19 protein-coding genes are annotated in these 21,061 nt (G+C 62.6%); 13 read left to right on the top strand and 6 right to left on the bottom strand.

What is annotated here, in order from left to right; all coding sequences use genetic code 11:
* Positions 1-5: 5 nt before the first annotated feature.
* The 7 genes from ATY02_RS34960 (at position 6) to ATY02_RS34930 (ending at position 8,380) form a co-directional block, all read left to right on the top strand.
* On the top strand, positions 6-1,364 hold the full coding sequence (locus ATY02_RS34960) for a glutamine synthetase family protein (RefSeq protein WP_068575405.1): 1,359 nt from the start codon (positions 6-8) through the stop codon (positions 1,362-1,364).
* A 56-nt stretch (positions 1,365-1,420) separates the two neighbouring features.
* On the top strand, positions 1,421-2,785 hold the full coding sequence (locus ATY02_RS34955; RefSeq protein ID WP_068575406.1) for an aspartate aminotransferase family protein: 1,365 nt from the start codon (positions 1,421-1,423) through the stop codon (positions 2,783-2,785).
* A 180-nt stretch (positions 2,786-2,965) separates the two neighbouring features.
* Positions 2,966-4,078 (top strand): polyamine ABC transporter substrate-binding protein, encoded by a 1,113-nt coding sequence (locus tag ATY02_RS34950; protein WP_068575407.1) that lies wholly within the window; start codon positions 2,966-2,968, stop codon positions 4,076-4,078.
* Positions 4,079-4,267: 189 nt separating this feature from the next.
* Positions 4,268-5,362, top strand: coding sequence for a polyamine ABC transporter substrate-binding protein (locus ATY02_RS34945; protein ID WP_068575408.1), 1,095 nt, complete (start codon positions 4,268-4,270; stop codon positions 5,360-5,362).
* A 71-nt stretch (positions 5,363-5,433) separates the two neighbouring features.
* Positions 5,434-6,576, top strand: coding sequence for an ABC transporter ATP-binding protein (locus ATY02_RS34940; RefSeq protein ID WP_068575409.1), 1,143 nt, complete (start codon positions 5,434-5,436; stop codon positions 6,574-6,576).
* The gene (locus ATY02_RS34935; RefSeq protein ID WP_022641702.1) at positions 6,573-7,493 is read left to right on the top strand and encodes an ABC transporter permease subunit; all 921 of its coding nucleotides are present in this window, start codon (positions 6,573-6,575) and stop codon (positions 7,491-7,493) included. Before ATY02_RS34940 ends, ATY02_RS34935 begins: the two co-directional genes overlap by 4 nt.
* On the top strand, positions 7,490-8,380 hold the full coding sequence (locus ATY02_RS34930) for an ABC transporter permease subunit (RefSeq protein ID WP_068575410.1): 891 nt from the start codon (positions 7,490-7,492) through the stop codon (positions 8,378-8,380). Before ATY02_RS34935 ends, ATY02_RS34930 begins: the two co-directional genes overlap by 4 nt.
* A 64-nt stretch (positions 8,381-8,444) precedes the next feature.
* Here the strand turns inward: ATY02_RS34930 and ATY02_RS34925 are convergent, their stop codons facing one another.
* Positions 8,445-9,086: an HD domain-containing protein gene (locus ATY02_RS34925; RefSeq protein WP_068575411.1), complete on the bottom strand. Its 642-nt coding sequence runs from the start codon at positions 9,084-9,086 to the stop codon at positions 8,445-8,447.
* A gap of 200 nt (positions 9,087-9,286) precedes the next feature.
* Here ATY02_RS34925 and ATY02_RS34920 point away from each other — a divergent pair, with 200 nt between their 5' ends.
* Entirely contained in the window at positions 9,287-10,255 is a 969-nt protein-coding gene (locus tag ATY02_RS34920; RefSeq protein WP_068575412.1) for a GlxA family transcriptional regulator, read from the top strand.
* A 27-nt stretch (positions 10,256-10,282) separates the two neighbouring features.
* On the opposite strand, the gene ATY02_RS34915 is transcribed toward ATY02_RS34920, so the two are convergent.
* A complete protein-coding gene (locus tag ATY02_RS34915) occupies positions 10,283-12,691 on the bottom strand; it encodes a penicillin acylase family protein (RefSeq protein ID WP_068575413.1) in 2,409 nt (802 codons plus the stop codon).
* Positions 12,692-12,786: 95 nt separating this feature from the next.
* Positions 12,787-13,380 carry a DUF6436 domain-containing protein gene (locus tag ATY02_RS34910; RefSeq protein ID WP_068575414.1) on the bottom strand — a complete coding sequence of 198 codons (594 nt, stop codon included), beginning with the start codon at positions 13,378-13,380 and terminating at the stop codon, positions 12,787-12,789.
* 107 nt (positions 13,381-13,487) lie between these two features.
* On the opposite strand from ATY02_RS34910, the gene ATY02_RS34905 reads away from it, so the two are divergent.
* The gene (locus ATY02_RS34905) at positions 13,488-14,426 is read left to right on the top strand and encodes an alpha/beta hydrolase (protein WP_068575415.1); all 939 of its coding nucleotides are present in this window, start codon (positions 13,488-13,490) and stop codon (positions 14,424-14,426) included.
* A 161-nt stretch (positions 14,427-14,587) separates the two neighbouring features.
* Here ATY02_RS34905 and ATY02_RS34900 read toward each other — a convergent pair whose 3' ends face one another.
* Complete coding sequence (locus tag ATY02_RS34900) at positions 14,588-15,340, bottom strand: DUF2059 domain-containing protein (RefSeq protein ID WP_068575416.1); 753 nt, start codon at positions 15,338-15,340, stop codon at positions 14,588-14,590.
* A gap of 151 nt (positions 15,341-15,491) precedes the next feature.
* Between ATY02_RS34900 and ATY02_RS34895 the strand changes: the two genes are divergently transcribed.
* Positions 15,492-16,124, top strand: coding sequence for a 2OG-Fe(II) oxygenase (locus ATY02_RS34895; RefSeq protein WP_068575417.1), 633 nt, complete (start codon positions 15,492-15,494; stop codon positions 16,122-16,124).
* Positions 16,125-16,126: 2 nt separating this feature from the next.
* On the top strand, positions 16,127-16,615 hold the full coding sequence (locus ATY02_RS34890; RefSeq protein ID WP_068575418.1) for a DUF523 domain-containing protein: 489 nt from the start codon (positions 16,127-16,129) through the stop codon (positions 16,613-16,615).
* Positions 16,616-16,750: 135 nt separating this feature from the next.
* Here the strand turns inward: ATY02_RS34890 and ATY02_RS34885 are convergent, their stop codons facing one another.
* A complete protein-coding gene (locus tag ATY02_RS34885) occupies positions 16,751-17,533 on the bottom strand; it encodes a transporter substrate-binding domain-containing protein (RefSeq protein ID WP_068575419.1) in 783 nt (260 codons plus the stop codon).
* Between the two features lie 131 nt (positions 17,534-17,664).
* On the opposite strand from ATY02_RS34885, the gene ATY02_RS34880 reads away from it, so the two are divergent.
* On the top strand, positions 17,665-18,102 hold the full coding sequence (locus ATY02_RS34880) for a DUF4399 domain-containing protein (RefSeq protein ID WP_068575420.1): 438 nt from the start codon (positions 17,665-17,667) through the stop codon (positions 18,100-18,102).
* 129 nt (positions 18,103-18,231) lie between these two features.
* On the opposite strand, the gene serA is transcribed toward ATY02_RS34880, so the two are convergent.
* The gene (serA, locus tag ATY02_RS34875) at positions 18,232-19,461 is read right to left on the bottom strand and encodes a phosphoglycerate dehydrogenase (RefSeq protein ID WP_068575421.1); all 1,230 of its coding nucleotides are present in this window, start codon (positions 19,459-19,461) and stop codon (positions 18,232-18,234) included.
* Positions 19,462-19,664: 203 nt separating this feature from the next.
* Here serA and ATY02_RS34870 point away from each other — a divergent pair, with 203 nt between their 5' ends.
* Positions 19,665-21,059 (top strand): FAD-binding oxidoreductase, encoded by a 1,395-nt coding sequence (locus tag ATY02_RS34870; protein ID WP_068575422.1) that lies wholly within the window; start codon positions 19,665-19,667, stop codon positions 21,057-21,059.
* Positions 21,060-21,061: the final 2 nt, after the last annotated feature.

The following is a 21,061-nucleotide window of genomic DNA, read 5'->3' as shown; positions in this document are numbered from 1 at the left end:
CATTTATGAGTAACAACCTCGACCAGCTCACCGATTGGTTGAAAGACCACAAGATCACAGAAGTCGAATGCATGATCGGCGATCTGACCGGCATCACCCGGGGCAAGATCTCGCCGACCAACAAGTTCATCGCCGAAAAAGGCATGCGCCTGCCCGAGAGCGTGCTACTGCAGACCGTCACCGGCGACTATGTCGAAGACGACATCTATTACGAGCTGCTGGACCCGGCGGACATCGACATGATCTGTCGTCCCGACCATAACGCGGTCTATCTCGTACCCTGGGCCATAGAGCCCACGGCCCAGGTGATCCACGATACCTACGACAAGCAGGGCAACCCCATCGAGCTGTCGCCGCGCAACGTGCTCAAGAAGGTCCTGAAACTCTATGCCGACCATGGCTGGCAGCCGATCGTGGCGCCGGAAATGGAGTTCTACCTGACCAAGCGCAGCGAGGACCCCGACTATCCGTTGCAGCCGCCGGTGGGCCGTTCCGGCCGTCCGGAAACCGGGCGCCAGTCTTTCTCCATCGAAGCGGCCAACGAATTCGACCCGCTGTTCGAGGATGTCTACGACTGGTGCGAACTGCAGGAGCTGGACCTCGATACCCTGATCCACGAAGACGGCACGGCGCAGATGGAAATCAACTTCCGTCACGGCGACGCCCTGTCCCTGGCCGACCAGATCCTGGTGTTCAAGCGCACCATGCGCGAAGCGGCGCTCAAGCACGATGTGGCGGCCACCTTCATGGCCAAGCCCATGACCGGCGAGCCGGGCAGTGCCATGCACCTGCACCAGAGCATCATCGACATCAACACGGGCAAGAACGTCTTCTCCAATGAAGACGGGACCATGAGCCAGCTGTTCCTCAATCACATTGGCGGCTTGCAGAAATTCATCCCCGAGCTGCTGCCGCTGTTCGCCCCCAACGTCAACTCGTTCCGCCGTTTCCTGCCCGACACCTCGGCGCCGGTGAACGTCGAGTGGGGCGAGGAGAACCGTACCGTGGGCCTGCGGGTGCCGGATGCCGGGCCGCAGAACCGCCGGGTGGAAAACCGCCTGCCGGGTGCCGACGCCAATCCCTACCTGGCGATCGCCGCCAGCCTGCTGTGCGGCTTCATCGGCATGGTCGAGGGGCACAACCCGAGCGCGCCAGTGGTGGGCCGTGGCTACGAGCGCCGCAACCTGCGCCTGCCGCTGACCATCGAGGACGCACTGGAACGGATGGAAAACAGCAAGACCATCGAGAAGTACCTGGGCCACAAATTCATCACCGGCTACGTCGCGGTCAAACGGGCCGAGCATGAAAACTTCAAGCGCGTGATCAGTTCCTGGGAGAGGGAATTCCTGTTGTTCGCCGTCTGATACGCCGGGCGCCGCTGTCCGGCGGTGGCGCCTTCACTGACACTAAGGAGACATTGATGACTCATAAAAACCCGCAAACCCGCGAGTGGCAAACCCTCAGCAGTGATCACCACCTGGCACCCTTCAGCGACTTCAATCAACTGAAGGAGAAGGGGCCGCGAATCATCACCCATGCCAAGGGCGTGTACCTGTGGGACAGTGAAGGCAACCAGATTCTCGACGGCATGGCCGGGCTGTGGTGCGTGGCCGTGGGCTACGGTCGTGACGAACTGGCCGAGGTGGCCAGCAAGCAGATGCGCGAACTGCCGTACTACAACCTGTTCTTCCAGACTGCCCACCCACCGGCGCTGGAACTGGCCAAGGCGATCATCGACGTGGCCCCCAAGGGCATGAGTCATGTGTTCTTCACCGGCTCCGGCTCCGAGGGCAACGACACCGTGCTGCGCATGGTGCGCCATTACTGGGCGCTCAAGGGCAAGCCGCAGAAGCAGACCATCATCGGCCGCATCAACGGCTACCACGGTTCCACGGTAGCTGGCGCCAGCCTGGGCGGCATGAGCGGCATGCACGAGCAGGGCGGCCTGCCGATTCCCGGCATCGTGCATATCCCGCAGCCATATTGGTTCGGCGAAGGCGGCGACATGACGCCGGATGAGTTCGGCGTGTGGGCTGCCGAGCAACTGGAGAAGAAAATCCTCGAAGTCGGCGAAGACAACGTTGCCGCCTTCATTGCCGAGCCGATCCAGGGCGCTGGCGGTGTGATCATCCCGCCGGAAACCTACTGGCCGAAGATCAAGGAAATCCTCGCCAAGTACGAGATCCTGTTCGTCGCCGACGAAGTGATCTGCGGCTTCGGTCGCACCGGCGAATGGTTCGGCGCCGACTACTATGACCTGGCGCCTGACCTCATGACCATCGCCAAGGGCCTGACCTCCGGTTACATCCCCATGGGCGGTGTGATCGTACGTGACACCGTGGCCAAGGTGCTCAGCGAGGGCGGTGACTTCAACCACGGCTTCACCTATTCCGGCCACCCGGTGGCAGCAGCGGTGGGCCTGGAAAACATCCGCATCCTGCGCGAAGAGAAAATCGTCGAGAAGGTACATAGCCAGACGGCACCGTATTTGCAGAAGCGTCTGCGTGAGCTCAGCGACCACCCGCTGGTGGGCGAAGTTCGTGGCCTGGGGATGTTGGGGGCGATCGAACTGGTCAAGGACAAGGCCACCCGGGCGCGCTACGAGGGCCGGGGCGTGGGCATGATTTGCCGGCAGTTCTGCTTCGACAACGGCCTGATCATGCGCGCCGTGGGCGACACCATGATCATTGCCCCGTCGCTGGTGATCAGCGAGGCGGAAATCGACGAGTTGGTGGCCAAGGCGCGTAAGTGCCTGGACCTGACCTTGAGTGTCCTGCAGGGCTGAGTGCTAGGCTTTGGGCGCGGTGCTTGCGGGCACCGTGTCCAGGGCAGATTAAAGGCCGACTTTTCTTGAAAGCCGGCCTTGGATCTTGCCAGACTACCCGCCGTTTTTAGTGGCCCGGAACCTGGTCCTGGCTCCTGATCACCGAGAATGTGGTTAAAAAGAATAATTGGAGCATTACGCATGAAGGCATTAGGTAAGAAGTTAGCTGGCAAGACCCTCCTCGCCATGTCCCTGATGGGCGTGATGGCGGCGGCAGCACAGGCGGACGATAAAGTGCTGCACGTATACAACTGGTCCGACTACATTGCTCCAGACACCATCAAGAAGTTTGAAGCCGAGTCGGGTATCAAGGTTGTCTATGACGTTTTCGACAGCAATGAAACCCTGGAAGCCAAGTTGCTCGCCGGCAAGTCCGGTTACGACGTGGTAGTGCCTTCCAACAACTTCCTGGCCAAGCAGATCAAGGCCGGTGTCTACCAGGACCTGGACAAGTCCAAGTTGCCGAACTGGAAGAACCTCAACGAGTCGCTGCTCAAGGCGGTATCGGTGAGTGACCCGGGCAACAAGCATGCCTTCCCTTACATGTGGGGTTCGATCGGCATCGGCTTCAACGCCGAGAAGGTCAAGGCTGCGCTGGGTGCCGATGCTCCCACCAACTCCTGGGACCTGTTGTTCAAGCCGGAAAACGCCGAGAAGTTGAAGTCCTGCGGTATCAGCTTCCTCGATTCGCCGACCGAGATGATCCCGGTGGCGCTGCACTACCTGGGCTATCCGACCGACAGCCAGGACAAGAAGCAACTGGACGAGGCTGAGAAGCTGTTCCTCAAGATCCGTCCTTCGATCGGCTACTTCCACTCCTCCAAATACATCTCGGACCTGGCCAACGGCAATATCTGCGTAGCCGTGGGTTACTCGGGTGACATCTACCAGGCCAAGGCCCGCGCTGCGGAAGCCGGTGACAAGGTCAAGGTCAGCTATAACATTCCCAAGGAAGGTGCTGGCAGCTTCTACGACATGGTGGCCATTCCCAAGGACGCAGAGAACGTCGAGGGTGCCTACAAGTTCATGACGTTCCTGCAGAAGCCGGAAATCATGGCCGAGATCACCAACGCCGTGCGCTTCCCCAACGGTAACGCGGCTGCAACCCCACTGGTCGATAAAGACATCACCAGCGATCCAGGCGTTTACCCACCGGCTGAAGTCCAGGCCAAGCTGTATGCGATCGCCGACCTGCCGGCCGCAACCCAGCGCATCCTGACTCGCAGCTGGACCAAGATCAAATCCGGCAAGTAAGCCGATTTTCAGCAAGACCTGTTGCCGTTGTCGTGACGACGACGGCAACAGGGAACAAATAAATGACAGAAAGTTTTGCTGGATTGGTTTATCGAGGGTAAGTTGCGCGCCGGTTTTGTTGCTGGGCAGCTTGGGGGCTGTCAGGTAGCTCGGAGCAACTTGGGCCCAACTATTTAAGAGGACCTCCACTTGCCTATTTCTTTATTTCGCAAAGCCATGCTGGTCGCCGCCAGTCTGACGCTGGTGGCAGGCGTTCAGGCGGCACCGACGGTGCATATTTATAACTGGTCCGACTACATCGGTCAGAGCACCCTGTCTGAGTTTGAAAAGACCACGGGTATCAAGCCGCTGTATGACGTATTCGATTCCAATGAAACCCTGGAAGGCAAATTGCTGGCCGGTCGTACCGGTTATGACGTGGTAGTGCCGTCCAACCACTTCCTGGGCAAGCAGATCAAGGCCGGGGCGTTCCAGAAGCTCGACAAGAGCCTGTTGTCCAACTATGCCAACCTCGACCCGAAGTTGCTCAAGCGTCTTGAGGCCAACGACCCGGGTAACCAATACGCGGTGCCCTATCTGTGGGGCACCAACGGCATCGGCTACAACGTCGAGAAAGTGAAGGCCGCCCTAGGTGTGGACAAGATCGACTCCTGGAGCGCCCTGTTCGAGCCGGAGAACATCAAGAAGCTCAGCGGCTGCGGCGTGGCCTTCCTCGATTCCGCCGACGAAATGATGCCCACGGTGCTCAACTACCTGGGGCTGGACGCCAACAGCACCAACCCTCAGGACTACAAGAAGGCCGAGGCCAAGCTCCTGGCGGTACGTCCCTACGTGACCTACTTCCACTCGTCCAAGTACATCTCTGACCTGGCCAACGGCAATATCTGCGTGGCGGTCGGCTTCTCCGGCGACGTGTTCCAGGCCCGGGCCCGGGCTGCCGATGCCGGCAAGGGCGTGAACATCGCCTACGCCATTCCCAAGGAAGGCGGCGCCCTGTGGTTCGACATGCTGGCCATCCCCAAGGATTCGACCAACGTCAAGGAGGCCCATGCCTTCATCAACTATTTGCTGCAACCTGAGGTGATCGCCCAGGTCAGTGACTACGTCGGTTATGCCAACCCCAACCCCGGGTCGGACAAGCTGATGGACCAGTCCATTCGCACCGATGAAGCGGTTTATCCACCGCAGGCCGTGCTCGACAAGACTTACGTGTCCATAGAGTTGCCAGCCAGTATCCAACGCTTGATGAACCGCAGCTGGACCAAGGTCAAGACGGGTAAATAGTTCTACAGGCTCAAACTATCCGGGACCCGTCCACCAGGGGCGGGCTGAAAATTTTGTTGGGAGTTTCGCAAATGGCAGTTGCCTCCGGCGCCTATAAGAAAGCCCTCGAGGGCGACCAGACACCCAAGCAGGTGTTGGTCAAGATCGACCGGGTCACGAAAAAGTTCGACGAGACGGTGGCCGTGGACGATGTGTCCCTGGAAATCAAGAAGGGCGAGATCTTTGCCCTGCTGGGTGGTTCCGGTTCGGGCAAGTCCACCCTGCTGCGCATGCTGGCCGGCTTCGAGCGGCCTACCGAGGGGCGGATCTTCCTCGATGGCGTGGACATCACCGACATGCCGCCCTACGAGCGGCCGATCAACATGATGTTCCAGTCCTATGCGCTGTTCCCGCACATGACCGTGGCGCAGAACATCGCCTTCGGCCTCAAGCAGGACAAGATCCCGACGGCGGAGGTCGATGCCCGGGTGGCGGAGATGCTCAAGCTGGTGCAGATGAGCCAGTACGCCAAGCGCAAGCCGCACCAGCTCTCCGGCGGCCAGCGCCAGCGCGTGGCCCTGGCCCGTTCCCTAGCCAAGCGGCCGAAGCTGCTGCTGCTCGACGAGCCCATGGGCGCCCTGGACAAGAAGCTGCGCTCGCAGATGCAGCTGGAGCTGGTGGAGATCATCGAGCGCGTAGGCGTGACCTGCGTGATGGTGACCCACGACCAGGAAGAGGCCATGACCATGGCCGAGCGCATCGCCATCATGCACCTGGGCTGGATCGCCCAGATCGGCAGCCCGATCGATATCTACGAGACCCCGGTCAGCCGCCTGGTCTGCGAGTTCATCGGCAACGTCAACATCTTCGAGGGTGAAGTGGTGGACGATGCCGAAGGCCATGCCTTGATCACTTGCAAGGACGTGGACCGCAACATCTACGTCGGCCATGGCATCAGCACCTCGGTCCAGGACAAGTCGGTGACCTACGCCATCCGCCCGGAAAAACTCCTGGTGACCGCCGAGATGCCGACCTGCGAATACAACTGGTCCAGCGGCAAGGTCCACGACATCGCCTACCTGGGCGGCCACTCGGTGTTCTACGTCGAACTGCCGAGCGGCAAGCTGGTGCAATCCTTCGTCGCCAACGCCGAGCGCCGCGGGGCGCGGCCGACCTGGGGTGACCAGGTCTACGTGTGGTGGGAAGACGACAGCGGCGTGGTACTGCGCTCATGAACATGCGAAAGCTCAAGCGCCGACTCGACCGAATAATTCCCGGAGGCCGCCAGTTGGTCATCGGGATTCCGTTCATCTGGCTGTTCCTGTTCTTCATGCTGCCGTTCTTCATCGTCCTGAAGATCAGCTTCGCCGAAGCGGACGTGGCCATCCCGCCGTACACCGAGATCTACAGCTACGTCGACCAGAAGCTGCAGATCCTACTGAACCTGGGCAACTACGCGATGCTCGGGGACGACGAGCTGTACATCGCCGCCTACCTCGGCTCGCTGAAGATGGCATTCATCAGCACCATCCTCTGCCTGCTGATCGGCTACCCGATGGCCTATGCCATCGCCAGTGCCCGCAAGGAAATGCAGACCGTGCTGGTGCTGCTGATCATGATGCCGACCTGGACCGCGATCCTGATCCGCGTCTATGCCTGGATGGGCATCCTGAGCAACAACGGCCTGCTCAACGGTTTCCTGATGTCCATGGGCTGGATCAGCGAGCCGCTGCAGATTCTCAACACCAACACCGCGGTGTACATCGGCGTGGTCTATTCCTACCTGCCGTTCATGGTGCTGCCGCTGTACGCCAACCTGGTCAAGCATGACCCGAGCCTGCTGGAAGCCGCTGCCGACCTGGGGTCGGGGACCTTCAACAGCTTCTGGAGGATCACCGTACCGCTGTCCAAGAACGGCATCATCGCCGGCTGCATGCTGGTGTTCATCCCGGTGGTGGGTGAGTTCGTGATTCCTGAATTGCTCGGTGGTCCGGAGACCCTGATGATCGGCAAGGTGTTGTGGCAGGAGTTCTTCAACAACCGTGACTGGCCGGTGGCCTCGGCCCTGGCGGTAGTGATGCTGGCGATCCTGATCGTGCCGATCATCCTGTTCAACCGTAGCCAGGCCAAAGAAATGGAGGCCAAGGAATGAAGCGCTTCAGTTTCTCCAACCTGATGCTGGTCCTGGGCCTGCTGTTCATCTACCTGCCGATGCTGATCCTGGTGATCTACTCGTTCAACGCCTCGCGGCTGGTGACGGTGTGGGGCGGTTGGTCGGTCAGCTGGTATGTCGGCCTGCTGGACAACACCCAGTTGATGGGCTCGGTGCTGCGCTCCCTGGAGATCGCCTGCTACACCGCCGTGGCGGCGGTGGCCCTGGGCACCCTGGCGGCGTTCGTCATGACCCGGATCAGCCGCTTCAAGGGGCGCACCCTGTTCGGCGGCCTGGTAACCGCCCCGCTGGTGATGCCCGAGGTGATTACCGGTCTGTCGCTGTTGCTGCTGTTCGTGGCCATGGCGCAGATGATCGGTTGGCCCCAGGAGCGGGGGATCGTCACCATCTGGATCGCCCATACCACCTTCTGTGCGGCCTATGTGGCGGTGGTGGTGTCGGCGCGCCTGCGTGAGCTGGACCTGTCCATCGAAGAAGCGGCCATGGACCTGGGCGCGCGGCCCTTCAAGGTGTTCTTCCTGATTACCATCCCGATGATCGCCCCGTCCCTGGCGGCGGGCGGCATGATGTCCTTCGCCCTGTCGCTGGACGACCTGGTGCTGGCCAGCTTCGTGTCCGGCCCGGGCTCCACCACCTTGCCGATGGAAGTCTTCTCGGCAGTGCGCCTGGGGGTCAAGCCGGAGATCAACGCCGTGGCCAGCCTGATCCTGCTGGCGGTATCGCTGGTGACCTTCCTGGTCTGGTTCTTCAGCCGGCGTGCCGAAGAGGCCCGCAAGCGGGCGATCCAGCAAGCCATCGAAGAGAGCGCCGCCGATTCCTGGAAACAGCCGGACGTGCGCCGGCCCAAGGCGCCGCAAGCCGCTTGAGCCTGTTGCAATAGCACAACGCCCCTTTCCAGGGGCGTTGTGGTTTCTGGCCTCGTATCCTGGTTCAGGAAACCCAGGGCGAGCGGCGAATCACTTCGACGAAGTTCGTCGGCTGGAACCCAGGCTGCTGGTCGGCCAGGACATCGGTCTTGACGTTGCCGAAGGTGGTCTGCGGCCGATGGCGCAGGCCGTCGGCGAATGCGCAGATGATGCACTCCTTGAAACCTTCGCCCCGGGGATGGGCATGCACCACCGCCTCGCGCTGGGCGCTGGGGAAGGCCGCGTAGTCGATGCCCAGGACGTCCATCTCGACCCCGGCTGTGACCAGGGCCACGGTGGGGCGCAGGTGCTGGGGGATGCCTGGAGTGGTATGCAGGGCGATGGACAGCCAGACTTGCTCGATATCGTCGTCGCTCAGCCCGTAGGGCTTGAGGAAGTCCCGGGCGGCATTGGCGCCGTCGACTTCGAAGCGCTGGTCGTCGCTGCGGTGGCCGGGCACCAGGCCCAGGTCGTGGAACATCGCGCCGACGTACAGCAGCTGTGGGTCGTATTGCAACTGGCGGCGTTCGCCGCTCAGGGCGCCGAACAGGAACACCCTACGCGAGTGGTGGTACAGCAAGTCGGATTCGATATCGCGAATGTAGTCGGTGGTGGCCCGGGCCAGGGCGCTGTCGGGAATCTTGATCCCGGCGATGGTGGAGCTCATGGGGCGGTCCTCGTGGCGGGCGCCGTGCTGGCGCTGGAGCCCAGAGTCTGTGCCTGGCCAGGCATGGGGACAATCGATCCGGGGCTGCGATCCGGGCCAACCTGGGGGCATTTACGGCCATGGGCTGTCGCCTCGGGGGCCTGGTTGCGACAATCCAGCGTCGGGCTTGCCTGCCCGGCCCATAGAAGAAGGTGCGTGCCATGGCCAGATCCGTTGCCATCCTGGTGTTTCCCGGTGTCCAGGCCCTCGATGTGACGGGCCCCATGGACGTATTTTGCGAGGCCAATCGGTTCTTGCCGGTCGAAGACCATTACCGCCTGGAGGTAATCGGGCTCCAGGCCGGCGCGCAGGTTTGCTCCAACGGCCTGGTGCTGCAGGCCCGGCGCTCCTTCGAAGAGGCTGTGGAAGCCTTCGACCTGTTGCTGGTGGCGGGTGGGCCGCAAGTCCCCGGCAGCGACTTCGGCCCGGCCTTCGACGCCTGGCTGCGCGGGGCTTGTGCCCGGGCTGCGGGCTTCGGTTCGATCTGCAACGGCGCGTTCATCCTGGCTCGGGCAGGCCTGCTGGAGGGACGCACGGTGACCACCCACTGGAGCGATGCGCCGGCGCTCGCGGCCTTGTATCCCTCGACCCGGGTCGAGGTCGATCGCCTGTATGTCGAGGACGACAGGCTGTTCACCTCGGCGGGGGTCACCGCCGGCATCGACCTGTCGTTGTATCTGCTGGCCAAGGACTGGGGCGCCGAGGTGGCCTTGAACGTGGCCAAGCGCCTGGTGGTGTTCACTCAGCGCGCGGGAGGCCAGTCGCAGTTCAGCCCGTTCCTGCTGCCCCAGGCTACAGCCACCTCCGTCGTGGCCCAGGTCCAGCAACATGTGCTGGATCACCTGCAGGACAACCTGAGTATCGGCGAGCTGGCGCGTGCGGCGCGCATGAGTCCACGCAACTTTTCCCGGGTCTTTGTTCGTGAGGCTGGAATAACCCCGGCACAGTTCGTCGAGCGGGCGCGGGTAGATGCCGCTCGGGCGCTGCTGGAGCGCTCGTCGGCGCCGCTCAAGACCCTGGCCTATCGCTGCGGGTTTCGCGATGCCCAGCACCTGCTCCGTGTGTTCAAGCGCCGCCTGGGGCTGACCCCGCAGCAGTTCCGGGCGAACTTCGCCCCGCCGTCCTGGTAGCCAGCGGCGGCTACCAGGGCGCCTGGTTCAGGGGCGGCGGGCCGGCAGCAGTTTCAGGGTACTGCGGGTGTTGGCAGTGACTTCCTCTTCGCTGAAGTGCGCCTGCTGGTAAACCCCTTCGATGTAGGCCTCGGCCTGGTCGTCATAGTGCTTGTCGAACAGCACCCCGCTCTGGCCGACCGGGTTGATGGTCAGGCTATGGGCCGGATCGGCGAAGTCGATGATGCGCCGGGTCGAAGGGCCGTAGACCACCGACCAGGGGGCCGGGCCGATCTTGCTGGTGAGGTTGTTAGGCACCTCATGGCTGCCGGGGGCCTCAAGGGGGCCGACGTTGAACACGCGGTCCAGGGGTTTTTGCATGCCCAGCGGATGAACATGGGTCAGGGTGTGGGCAGTGCCCCAGCGCCATTGCGCCGGGTTCGGCCCCAGCGTGCGCTTGAGGTGGTCGAGGCTGGCGCGCCAGGCCACTTTCACCGTGTCGGCCCGGGTTTCACGCTGGGCGGTGGCACGGTTGTCCCACCAGGGTGTATCGGGGTCTGCCGCCAGGCGCGGCAGGGCGGCATCCACAACGCGGGCCTGGATCAGCGCATCGAAAAAAGCATCGCCGAGCTTTTCATGGAAGGTGGCGTTGGCCAGTTCGAACAGGAACTGGTTGAACAGGGTGGCGTTGGTGGATTCCAGCGGATAGTCGCCTTGCCATTGCGCCAGTTGCTCCACCAGCTTGAGTTCCTCTGGGGCGCTGACCACTTCACGCAGTACTGGCAGCAGAGGTGCCAACAGGCGCGGGCCGTAGGCGGTGGTGGTGCCCAGTTGCAGCTTCTGGGTGTTCTCCAGGTCCCATTTCACGCTCTTGTCGCTGAGTTGGCGATCCAGTTGCTGGCCGCGGTCGGGGAGGTTGTAGTAGCCGGGGATCTCCATGCCGGTGGGCGAGACTGGCTGGAAGTTGGCCGAGACGATGTAACCCCGGGCCGGGTTCTCTTCCTGGGGATTGGCGCTGAAGGGGTAGAAGCCATCCTTGTCCGCCATGGCGGTGCTGCCGTCGAGGATGAAGGCCGGCTTGGCACCGGCCGGGCGCTTGGGCAGCAGCGCCGAAGCCCACCAGCCGATATCGCCCTTGGCATTGGCCCAGACGATATTCAGTCCGGGTGCGTGGACCTTGGCCGCCGCGGCGCGGACCTTGGCCAGGGTGTCGGCGCGGTTGAGCTGGTAGAAGCCATCGAGTATCGGGTTGGGGGTCTCCAGGAAACCCCACCACATGGCCACCGGGGCCTTGCCCACGGTGCTGCCGAGCATGTCGTTGATGATCGGGCCGTGGGGCGACTGGCGCAGGGTCAAGGTCACCGGTGCCTGGCCCTTGACGGCGATCTGCTGCTGGCTGCTGGCCAGGTCGACCCACTGCTCGTGATACCAGACCTGGTTGGGGTTGTCCGGGTTGAGCTTCTCGGCGATCAGGTCGAGATCGTCGTTCTGGAACATGGTCAGGCTCCAGCCGAAGTCCAGGTTGTGGCCCAGGAAGGCAAAGGGCACCAGGGCCTGGTGGTGGCCGTAGAGCTCGAAGCCCGGTGCCGACAGCTGCGCTTCGTACCACACCGACGGCAGGGAGTAGCGGATATGCGGGTCGCCGGCCAGCAGCGGGCGGCCGCTTTTGGTCCGGCTGCCGGCCACGGCCCAGGCATTGCTGCCTTCGAATTGCGGCAACCCGGCCTCCACCAGGGCTTGCTGGCTCAGGTGGGCGATGCGGCCCAGGTCCTGCCAATCAATGGTGGCCAGGGGCAGGGACGGTTGTGGCTTGCCTTTGGCCAGCACGCCCTTGGGTTGCCAGTCCAGGTCGAAGATCTTCAGGTAGTCGTTGCCCAGTTCGTCGCGGATGTAGGTCAGCACGGGCTCGGAGCGAAAGGCCATGGCGAAGCTGTAGGCCATGAACCCGGCGACGCTGACAGTGTCTTCGGCGGTAAAGGGCCGCTTGCGGATGCCCAGGACGTCGAACTCCATGGGTTGGGCGTGGCTTTCCTGATACTGGTTGATACCGTCCAGATAGGCTTCCAGGGCCTTCCAGGCCGGGGACTGGCGGTCCAGCGCGGCTACGTAGCTATCGGCTCGCTCGCGGATGCGCAGGCTGCGGAACAGTTTGTCGGTATCGAGCAGCTTGGGCCCGAGGATCTCGGCCAGCTCGCCACGGGACAGGCGTCGCAGCATTTCCATCTGGAACAGACGGTCCTGGGCATGCACGTAGCCCAGCGCGCGATACAGGTCGGTTTCGTTCTCCGCGCGGATGTGCGGTACGCCGCGCTCGTCGTAGCGCACCGTGACCGAGCCTTGCAGGCCGCTGATCTCCACCTGGCCCTGGCGCACCGGCTGCTTGCTGTACAGATACCCGCCGATGCCCGCCAGCAGGGCGAGGACCAACACGGCGACGACGGTCAGGCTGCGTTTCATGCGAGCTCCTTGCTGTTGTTGTGTTCAGTGCCGTCTTGCTCGGGCAGCAGACATGTAGCACATCTGGACAGCAGTGCGCAGGAGGCAGTCCTCGATTAGTCGTGAATGCCTTGGTCGTTGCCGCTGGCCCAGGGGCAGTAGCAGCCCACCGCCAGGGTATGGGTGGCGCTGACCCCGCGCTCTTCCTGCAGGGCCTGGAGAATGGGTTCGATGAAGCTGTTGCTGGAGTTGCAGGTCAGGCCTTCGCTGTAGGGGCCGAAGTAGGCCAGCTGGCCGTTGCGGTCCCAGATCGCCACGGCCGGGCTGGCGGGGATCTGTTCGGCTCCGGGCAGGTTGTGCAGGGGCTTGAGCCGGTCCAGGTTGCCTGGTAACCGATCATGGCTGCCTGGCTTTTGCACGGTGTAGAACTCCACGCCCCGGGGGCCATAGGTTTCGATCAGCTCGGCCAGGTGCTGCTGGTTGCCGACGTTGCAGGGGCAGGCCGGGTCCCAGAAGTGCACCAGGCGAATCGCTCCCGGGCCGGCCAGTTCCTCTGGCAACTGCAGGGCATCGCCGGAGAACATCGCCGTATGCTCGCTGAAGGCGCGCAGGTAGCGGCCCTGGAACCAGTCGTAGGCGCTCCACAGGACGGCGGCGCAAATCAGGACGAGCAGGCTGGCAAGCAGGGTCGTGCGGTAGGGCTGGCGCATGGGGATCGGTCCTCGAAGGTCGCGTAGCTTGCCATGCTTGCCGCGACAGATGAATATCGCAGGCCCACAAAGCCCGTTTTGCCCGGTACCCCGTTTTGGAAACATCCATGCCTACGACCTTCGACCCCGACCTCCTGCGCGCCAGCCTGCAATCACTGGCCGATGGGCAGCCCCTGTCGGATCAGGGCCAGGCCTACCAGCGTTTCTACGGCCTGGACTTCGCTGGGCGTGCGCGAGTGCCCCGCAGCCGCTTGGGGCGCTTCCAGGTGGAGGGTTATGAGGTGGTCTGCCAGGTCTGGTGGCCAGCGCAGCCGCGGGCGACGATGTTCCTGTTCCATGGCTTCTACGACCACATGGGCCTATACCGGCATGTGATCGAGTGGGCGCTGCAACGGGATTTCGTGGTGATTTCCTGTGACTTGCCCGGCCATGGCCTGTCCAGTGGCGAACGGGCCAGCATCGACGACTTCGCGGTGTACCAGCAAGTGCTGCAGGGGTTGTTCGAGCAAGCGCGGGCCCTGGAGCTGCCCACGCCCTGGCACCTGTTCGGGCAAAGCACCGGCGGGGCTATCGTCATGGATCACTTGCTCAACCAGGGTGCGCAAAGCCCGGCCCAGGGCCAGGTGTTTCTGCTATCGCCGCTGGTCAGGCCCCGGGCGTGGGGCTGGTCGCTGCTCAGCTACTACCTGCTGCGGCCTTTCGTCACCGGCATCGCCCGGCGGTTCAGCGAGAACTCCAACGACCAGGACTTCCTCGCGTTCCTCCAGGCCGACCCCTTGCAGCCCCAGCGCCTGCCGACGGCCTGGGTCGGTGCGCTGGCGCGCTGGATCAAGCGGTTGGAGGCAGCCCCGCGCAGCAACAGGCAGCCGGTGATCGTGCAGGGGCAAGCGGACATGACCGTGGATTGGCAGCACAACCTGCAGGTGATCCGCAGCAAGTTCAATGCGCCCGAGGTGCTGATGCTGCCGGAAGCGCGGCATCACTTGGCTAATGAAGTGCCGCTGTACCGCGACCAGTATTTCGCGTTCCTGGCGCGGCACGTTTGAGCCGCAGGAGCGTGCCTGCCTTGCAGCCGGTGGCCACTGAGGCGCTGGCCTAGGCTGCCAGGTTTCAAGGTCGCTGGTTGGGTAGGCGATCGCCTGGCAAGGTTCTGCGGCCCTTTGCGCCGCCTCGCAGGCTCGGCAGCGGCTACAGGTGAGTGGCCGGATCAGGGCGCGAGGCTGGAGGTGTTCTGGCCTACCGCCAGGCCCGCGCGGATCGCGGCCAGGGCCGCTTGGTAATAGGCCTTGCCTTCGGCGGATTCGGCAAAAGTGGCGAACTCTTCCAGCTCGGTATCGGACAGGTCCCGGTAGACGTACAGCAGGGTATTGTTCAAGTCGGCACCAATCTGTTGCATCAGGCGCTGGCGCTGGCCGTTGAGCATGCCCTGGGCCTGGCCGTTGCCCAGCAGGCCGGGAATCATCTGGCTCAGGCTGTCGGCCGCGACCCCGGCGATGGCCAGGGTGACTTCCGCGCCGGCCTCGCGCGCGGGCAAGGCCTGGGCCAAGTGGCCGATGATCAATTGACGGTTGTCGCTGGCCTGCATCTTCGGCAGGCCCTGGGCGTTCTTGGCCAACTGGTCGCGGCGGGTAGCCAGCAGTTCTGCGGCGACGATCTTGCGGCCCAGGGGGGATTGGAAAAAATTCAGGGCGGGAGCCGGGTCGGCCAAGTGCTGGCGTAGTTGCTCCTCGGCCCGGTTGTCCACGGCCTGGGGGGCGAAGCGCTGGTTGCTGTTGTCCACCAGGGCCTGGTAGACCGCTGGCGGCAGGCTGTTCTGATAGCGCTGCTGGGCGGCGTTGAGGGCATCGCTGAAGTGCGCGCGTTGCTGCGCCCAACCGGCGACCTTGTACAACTGGTCGTGGCTGTCTGCCCAGGCGGGCATGGTGCAGAGGATCAACAGTGAGAAAAGCAAACGGCGCATAAGGACTCCTGTCAGCAGGCGACTATTCTCCGGGGCAAGAGGGTGGTTGTCGAGAATTCGTATCAGATGAAGTCATGGTTCCAGGCACGTTGGAAAAAAAGCTGAATCTGCCGCCCTGCGGCTCTGTCAGATTTATCTGCGGCTGGATACTATGCGCGCCATGCACATACCCTCTGATCATCCGCTGTTGTTGAGCATCGTCGACGACCTGGCCGCCCGTGGCTGGTCGCAGCAGGATATTTTCCTGCCTGAGGCTCTGACCCTCGACCTGGCTGCCGAGTGCCGTAAACGTGCCGCCGAGGGCGAACTGGCTCCAGCGGCGGTTGGGCGCGGCCCTGCCCAGGAAATCCGCGAGGGCATCCGCGGCGACCATATCCAGTGGCTCGAGCCCGGCCAGGCCGAGGCCAGCGACGCCTACCTGGCGCTCATGGACAGCCTGCGCGAAGCCTTGAACCGCGGCCTGTTCCTCGGCCTGGAGGATTTCGAGTGTCATTTCGCGATGTATCCACCAGGGGCCTTCTACAAGCGCCATGTGGACCGCTTTCGCGACGATGACCGGCGCATGGTGTCGGCGGTGATCTACCTCAACTCGCAATGGCTGCCCGAGCATGGCGGGCAACTGCGCATGTACCTGGGGGAGCGCGGCGAGCACGATGTCGATCCGATCGGCGGCCGGCTAGTGGTATTCCTCTCCGGCGAAATGCCCCATGAAGTCCTGCCCGCGACCCGGGAACGCCTGTCCTTGACCGGCTGGTTCCGGCGCCGTGGCAACGAGCCGTTCTGACCATGCACAAGATCCTGGTCAGCCGCTGCCTGCTGGGCCACCGCGTACGCTACGACGGTGGTGCCAGCGGCCCCTTCGATCAATTGGCGGCCTGGCAGCAGGAAGGGCGCGTGGTGGCGCTGTGCCCGGAAGTGGCTGGTGGCTTGCCGACACCACGGGCCGCGGCGGAAATCCCGGGTGGCCAGGGCGTCGATGTGCTGCAGGGGCGGGCACCGGTGATGACCACGGAAGGTGAAGATGTCAGCGCCGAGTTCCTCTCCGGGGCCCGGCAGGCTTTGGCCCTGGTGGAAAAACACGGCATCCGTATTGCCGTGCTCAAGGCCAACAGCCCGTCTTGCGGCAACCTGTTGACCTATGACGGCACCTTCAGTGGGGTCAAGGTCCCGGGAGAGGGCGTCACCGCCGCCTTGCTCAAGCAACATGGCGTGCAGGTCTTCAGCGAGTTGCAACTGCTCGAGGTCGCCAGGGCCCTCGCCGCATTGTCCTCGTAACCGCTGTCGAGTTTCAGTGAGGCTGCGATAAGGCCCGCCGCGCCTCGCTTGGCGTACTCCCGCCAAACCCTTGGCGTCCCTGCGGTGCAATCCTTCGAGCCCTTCGCGGCCTGCGCCAGTGGCTACAGCTCAGGTTTATTGCTCGGTCTCGCCCTTGGGCGGTTTGCTGGCGTCGATGCCGAACCATTTTTCCGACAGGGTCATCAGCCGGCCATCGGCCTTGATCCGCTGCAGGGCGCCGTTCAGGCTGGCGCGAAAGGCCGGATTACCCTTCTGGAAGGGAATGGCCAGGCTCAGGGTAGGCCCCACCTTGGCGCCTTCCTTCACTGGCAGGCGGCTGTCACGAATGGCGTAGGGGATCAGCAGGCGATCGCTGATGGCGGCATCGATCTGCTTGTCCGCTACATCCTTGATCGGCTGCTGGGCGTCGGCATAGCTGCGCAGGTTGATCCCTTCCACGGTCCGTGCCTGGTCGACGAACTGGCTGCCCTGGGCCACACCGAGGGCCCGGCCGCGCAGGGATTGCAGGTTGAAGAGTGGGCGTTGTTCTTCCTTGCGCACGATCAGTTGGGCGTTGGAGTAGCTATAGGGTTCGCTGAAGTCGAAACGATCCTTGAGTTCCGGGGTCACTGCTATGTGGTTGATGGCGACGTCGAAGCGACCGCTCTCGACACCAGGCAGCAGCTCGGCGGCCTCGGTCACGACGAAGTCGGCGCGTACGTCCAGTTCGCTGGCCAGCAACTGCCCCAGTTCGACCTCGAAGCCGGTGAGCCTGCCTTCGTCCTTGAAGTTGAAGGGGGGTGTATCGGCTTCCAGGGCAATGCGCAGTTCACCACGGTCGTTGATGTCGTCAATCAGTTCGGCTTGGGCGCAGAGGCTTACCAGAGGTAGCAAAAGTATCAGGCCAGGCAAACGCATGGTCACTCCTTGAAGTCATATGAGCGATGCGCCATTCAGGCTCGCTTTGCTAAGGTGTTGAGTGCCTTCGACAACGAATCGCCACGAAGTTGTCATAACCGTAAAAGATTTGCGGAAAACTGGAGAAAAAAATGAATAAATTCATGTCTTGCGCGGCACTGGCCGGCCTGTTGCTGGGGGCCTCATTGCAGGTCGGCGCCGCTGAAATTCCTCGTACTCAGGCACCCGCCGGTGCCAAGGTGTTCATCGTATCTCCAGCTGACGGGGATACCGTGGACAAGACCTTCAAGGTCAAGTTCGGCGTCGAGGGCATTGCCCTGGCGCCGGCTGGCGACCAGGCCGCCAATACCGGCCACCATCACCTGCTGATCGATGTCGACCAACTGCCGGCCGAGAACATGCCGATCCCGATGGACGCCAAGCACCTGCATTTCGGCAAGGCCCAGACCGAGACCGAAGTGACCCTGGCCCCGGGCAAGCACACCCTGCAACTGGAGCTGGGAGACAAGAACCACGTACCGTTCGACCCGGTGATCGTCTCCAAGAAAATCACAGTGACAGTGAAATAAACGTAAATGCCGCGCAAAAAAAGGGAGCCCATCAAGGCTCCCTTTTTTGTACGGCTAGCTACAAGGCTGCAGCTACAAACCAGGGCGGGCCCTTGCTTGCCGCTTGAAACTTGCCGTTTGCAGCTGCTCTTAGAACAGCACCCGGCAACGGATGGTGCCGTTGATGTGCTGCAGTTTCTCTTGAGCGAGGTCCGAGTATTCGGCGTCGACGTCGATCACCACGTAGCCGACCTTCTCGTTGGTCTGCAGGAACTGGCCGGAGATGTTGATGCCGTTTTCGGCGAAGACCTTGTTGATCTCGCTCATCACGCCCGGAATGTTCTCGTGGATGTGCAGCAGACGGTGCTTGCCAGGGTGGGCAGGCAGGGCCACTTCGGGGAAGTTGACCGAGGACACCGAGGTACCGTTGTCGCTGTACTTGACCAGCTTCTCGGCCACTTCCAGGCCAATGTTGGCCTGGGCTTCGGCAGTGGAACCGCCGATGTGCGGGGTCAGGATCACGTTGTCCAGGCCGCGCAGCGGGCTTTCGAACTCTTCGTCATTGGAGCGTGGCTCGACCGGGAACACGTCGATGGCTGCGCCGATCAGGTGCTTGTCCTTGATCGCGTCCGCCAGGGCGTCCAGCTCGACCACGGTACCGCGAGCAGCGTTGATCAGGATGCCGCCCTTCTTGATGGCACGGATTTCCTTCTCGCCGATCATCCACTGGGTGGCTGCGGTTTCCGGTACGTGCAGGGTCACGATGTCGGACATGCCCAGCAGCTCGTGCAGGTTGCCCACCTGGGTGGCGTTGCCCAGCGGCAGCTTGGTCACGGTGTCGTAGAAGAACACCTGCATGCCCAGGCCCTCGGCCAGGACCGACAGCTGGGTGCCAATGGAGCCATAACCGACGATACCCAGCTTCTTGCCGCGGATTTCGAAGGAATTGGCTGCGCTCTTGATCCAGCCGCCACGGTGGCAGGATGCATTTTTCTCGGGGATGCCGCGTAGCAGCAGGATGGCCTCGGCCAGTACCAGCTCGGCTACCGAGCGGGTGTTGGAGTAAGGCGCGTTGAACACTGCGATGCCGCGCTCGCGAGCAGCAGCCAGGTCAACCTGGTTGGTGCCGATGCAGAAGCACCCTACTGCGACCAGTTTCTTCGCGTGGTCGAAGATCTCTTCGGTCAGTTGGGTACGGGAGCGAATACCGATGAAGTGTGCATCGGCGATCTTTTCCTTGAGCTGGGCTTCCGGCAGAGAACTGGTGAGGTACTCGATGCTGGTGTAGCCGGCGGCCTTGAGGACGTCGACAGCGGATTGGTGGACGCCTTCGAGGAGAAGGAACTTGATCTTGCTCTTATCGAGAGAAGTCTTGCTCATCTGCGTAAACCTGTGTCCCGGAGAAAAATGGCAGGGAATTGGACAGCTTGAGCTGACCTGGACGGCGCGAAGCCGACACCGCAGAAGGCCCTTGGGCACTCTTCTGCGGGGGCGGTATGCTAGCATACGCGCCCCGCTAAACACTCATTCCTGCGACGTGAAGCGTTCTCAGGATGACCATGAATTGTTCGAGAGTTCTGTCGATGACCAATCCTGCCCTGATTGATGAGCTGAAGACCCTGGTTGAGCCCGGCAAGGTGCTGACCGACGCCGACTCGCTGAATGCCTACGGCAAGGATTGGACCAAGCACTTCGCCCCCGCACCCACGGCCATCGTGTTCCCCAAGACCATCGAACAGGTCCAGGCCATCGTCCGCTGGGCCAACCAGCACAAGGTGGCGCTGGTGCCTTCGGGCGGTCGTACCGGATTGTCGGCCGCTGCCGTGGCGGCCAGCGGCGAAGTGGTGGTGTCCTTCGACTACATGAACCAGATTCTCGAACTGAACCTGACCGATCGCACCGCAGTGTGCCAGCCGGGCGTGGTCACCGAGCAACTGCAGAACCTGGCGGAAGAAAACGGCCTGTACTACCCGGTGGACTTCGCTTCGGCAGGTTCCAGCCAAATTGGCGGCAATATTGGCACCAATGCCGGCGGGATCAAGGTCATTCGCTACGGAATGACCCGTAACTGGGTGGCTGGCATGAAGGTGGTCACCGGTAACGGCGACCTGCTTGAACTGAACAAGGACCTGATCAAGAACGCCACCGGCTACGACCTGCGCCAGTTGTTCATCGGCGCCGAGGGCACCCTGGGTTTCGTGGTCGAGGCCACCATGCGCCTGGATCGCGCGCCGAAGAACCTCACCGCCATGGTCCTGGGCACGCCTGACTTCGACTCGATCATGCCGGTGCTGCATGCGTTCCAGGGCAAGGTCGACCTGACGGCTTTCGAGTTCTTCTCCGACAAGGCGCTGGCCAAGGTCCTGGCCCGTGGCGACGTACCGGCGCCATTCGAATCCGACTGCCCGTTCTACGCCCTGCTGGAATTCGAAGCCACCACCGAAGAGGTGGCCAACCACGCCCTGGAGACTTTCGAGCATTGCGTCGAGCAGGGCTGGGTCCTGGATGGCGTGATGAGCCAGAGCGAAACCCAGCTGCAGAATCTGTGGAAGCTGCGCGAGTACATCTCCGAGACCATCTCCCACTGGACCCCGTACAAGAACGACATCTCGGTCACGGTGTCGAAAGTGCCGGCATTCCTCCAGGAAATCGACGCCATCGTCGGCAAGCACTACCCGGACTTCGAGATCGTCTGGTTCGGCCATATCGGCGACGGCAACCTGCACCTGAACATCCTCAAGCCGGACAACCTGAGCAAGGACGAGTTCTTCGCCAAGTGCGCCACGGTCAACAAATGGGTGTTCGAAACCGTCGAGAAGCACAATGGCTCGATCTCCGCGGAACATGGCGTAGGCATGACCAAGCGCGATTACCTGACCTATAGCCGCTCGCCGGTGGAGATCGAGTACATGAAGGCGGTCAAGGCGGTATTCGATCCGAACGGCATCATGAATCCGGGCAAGATCTTCGCTGCCTGAAT

The sequence above is a fragment of the Pseudomonas sp. BIOMIG1BAC genome, from assembly GCF_001705995.2.
GTDB lineage: Bacteria > Pseudomonadota > Gammaproteobacteria > Pseudomonadales > Pseudomonadaceae > Aquipseudomonas > Aquipseudomonas sessilinigenes.
The sequence above is the reverse complement of the archived record's forward strand: the minus strand, read 5'-3'. Positions and strand labels throughout refer to the sequence as shown.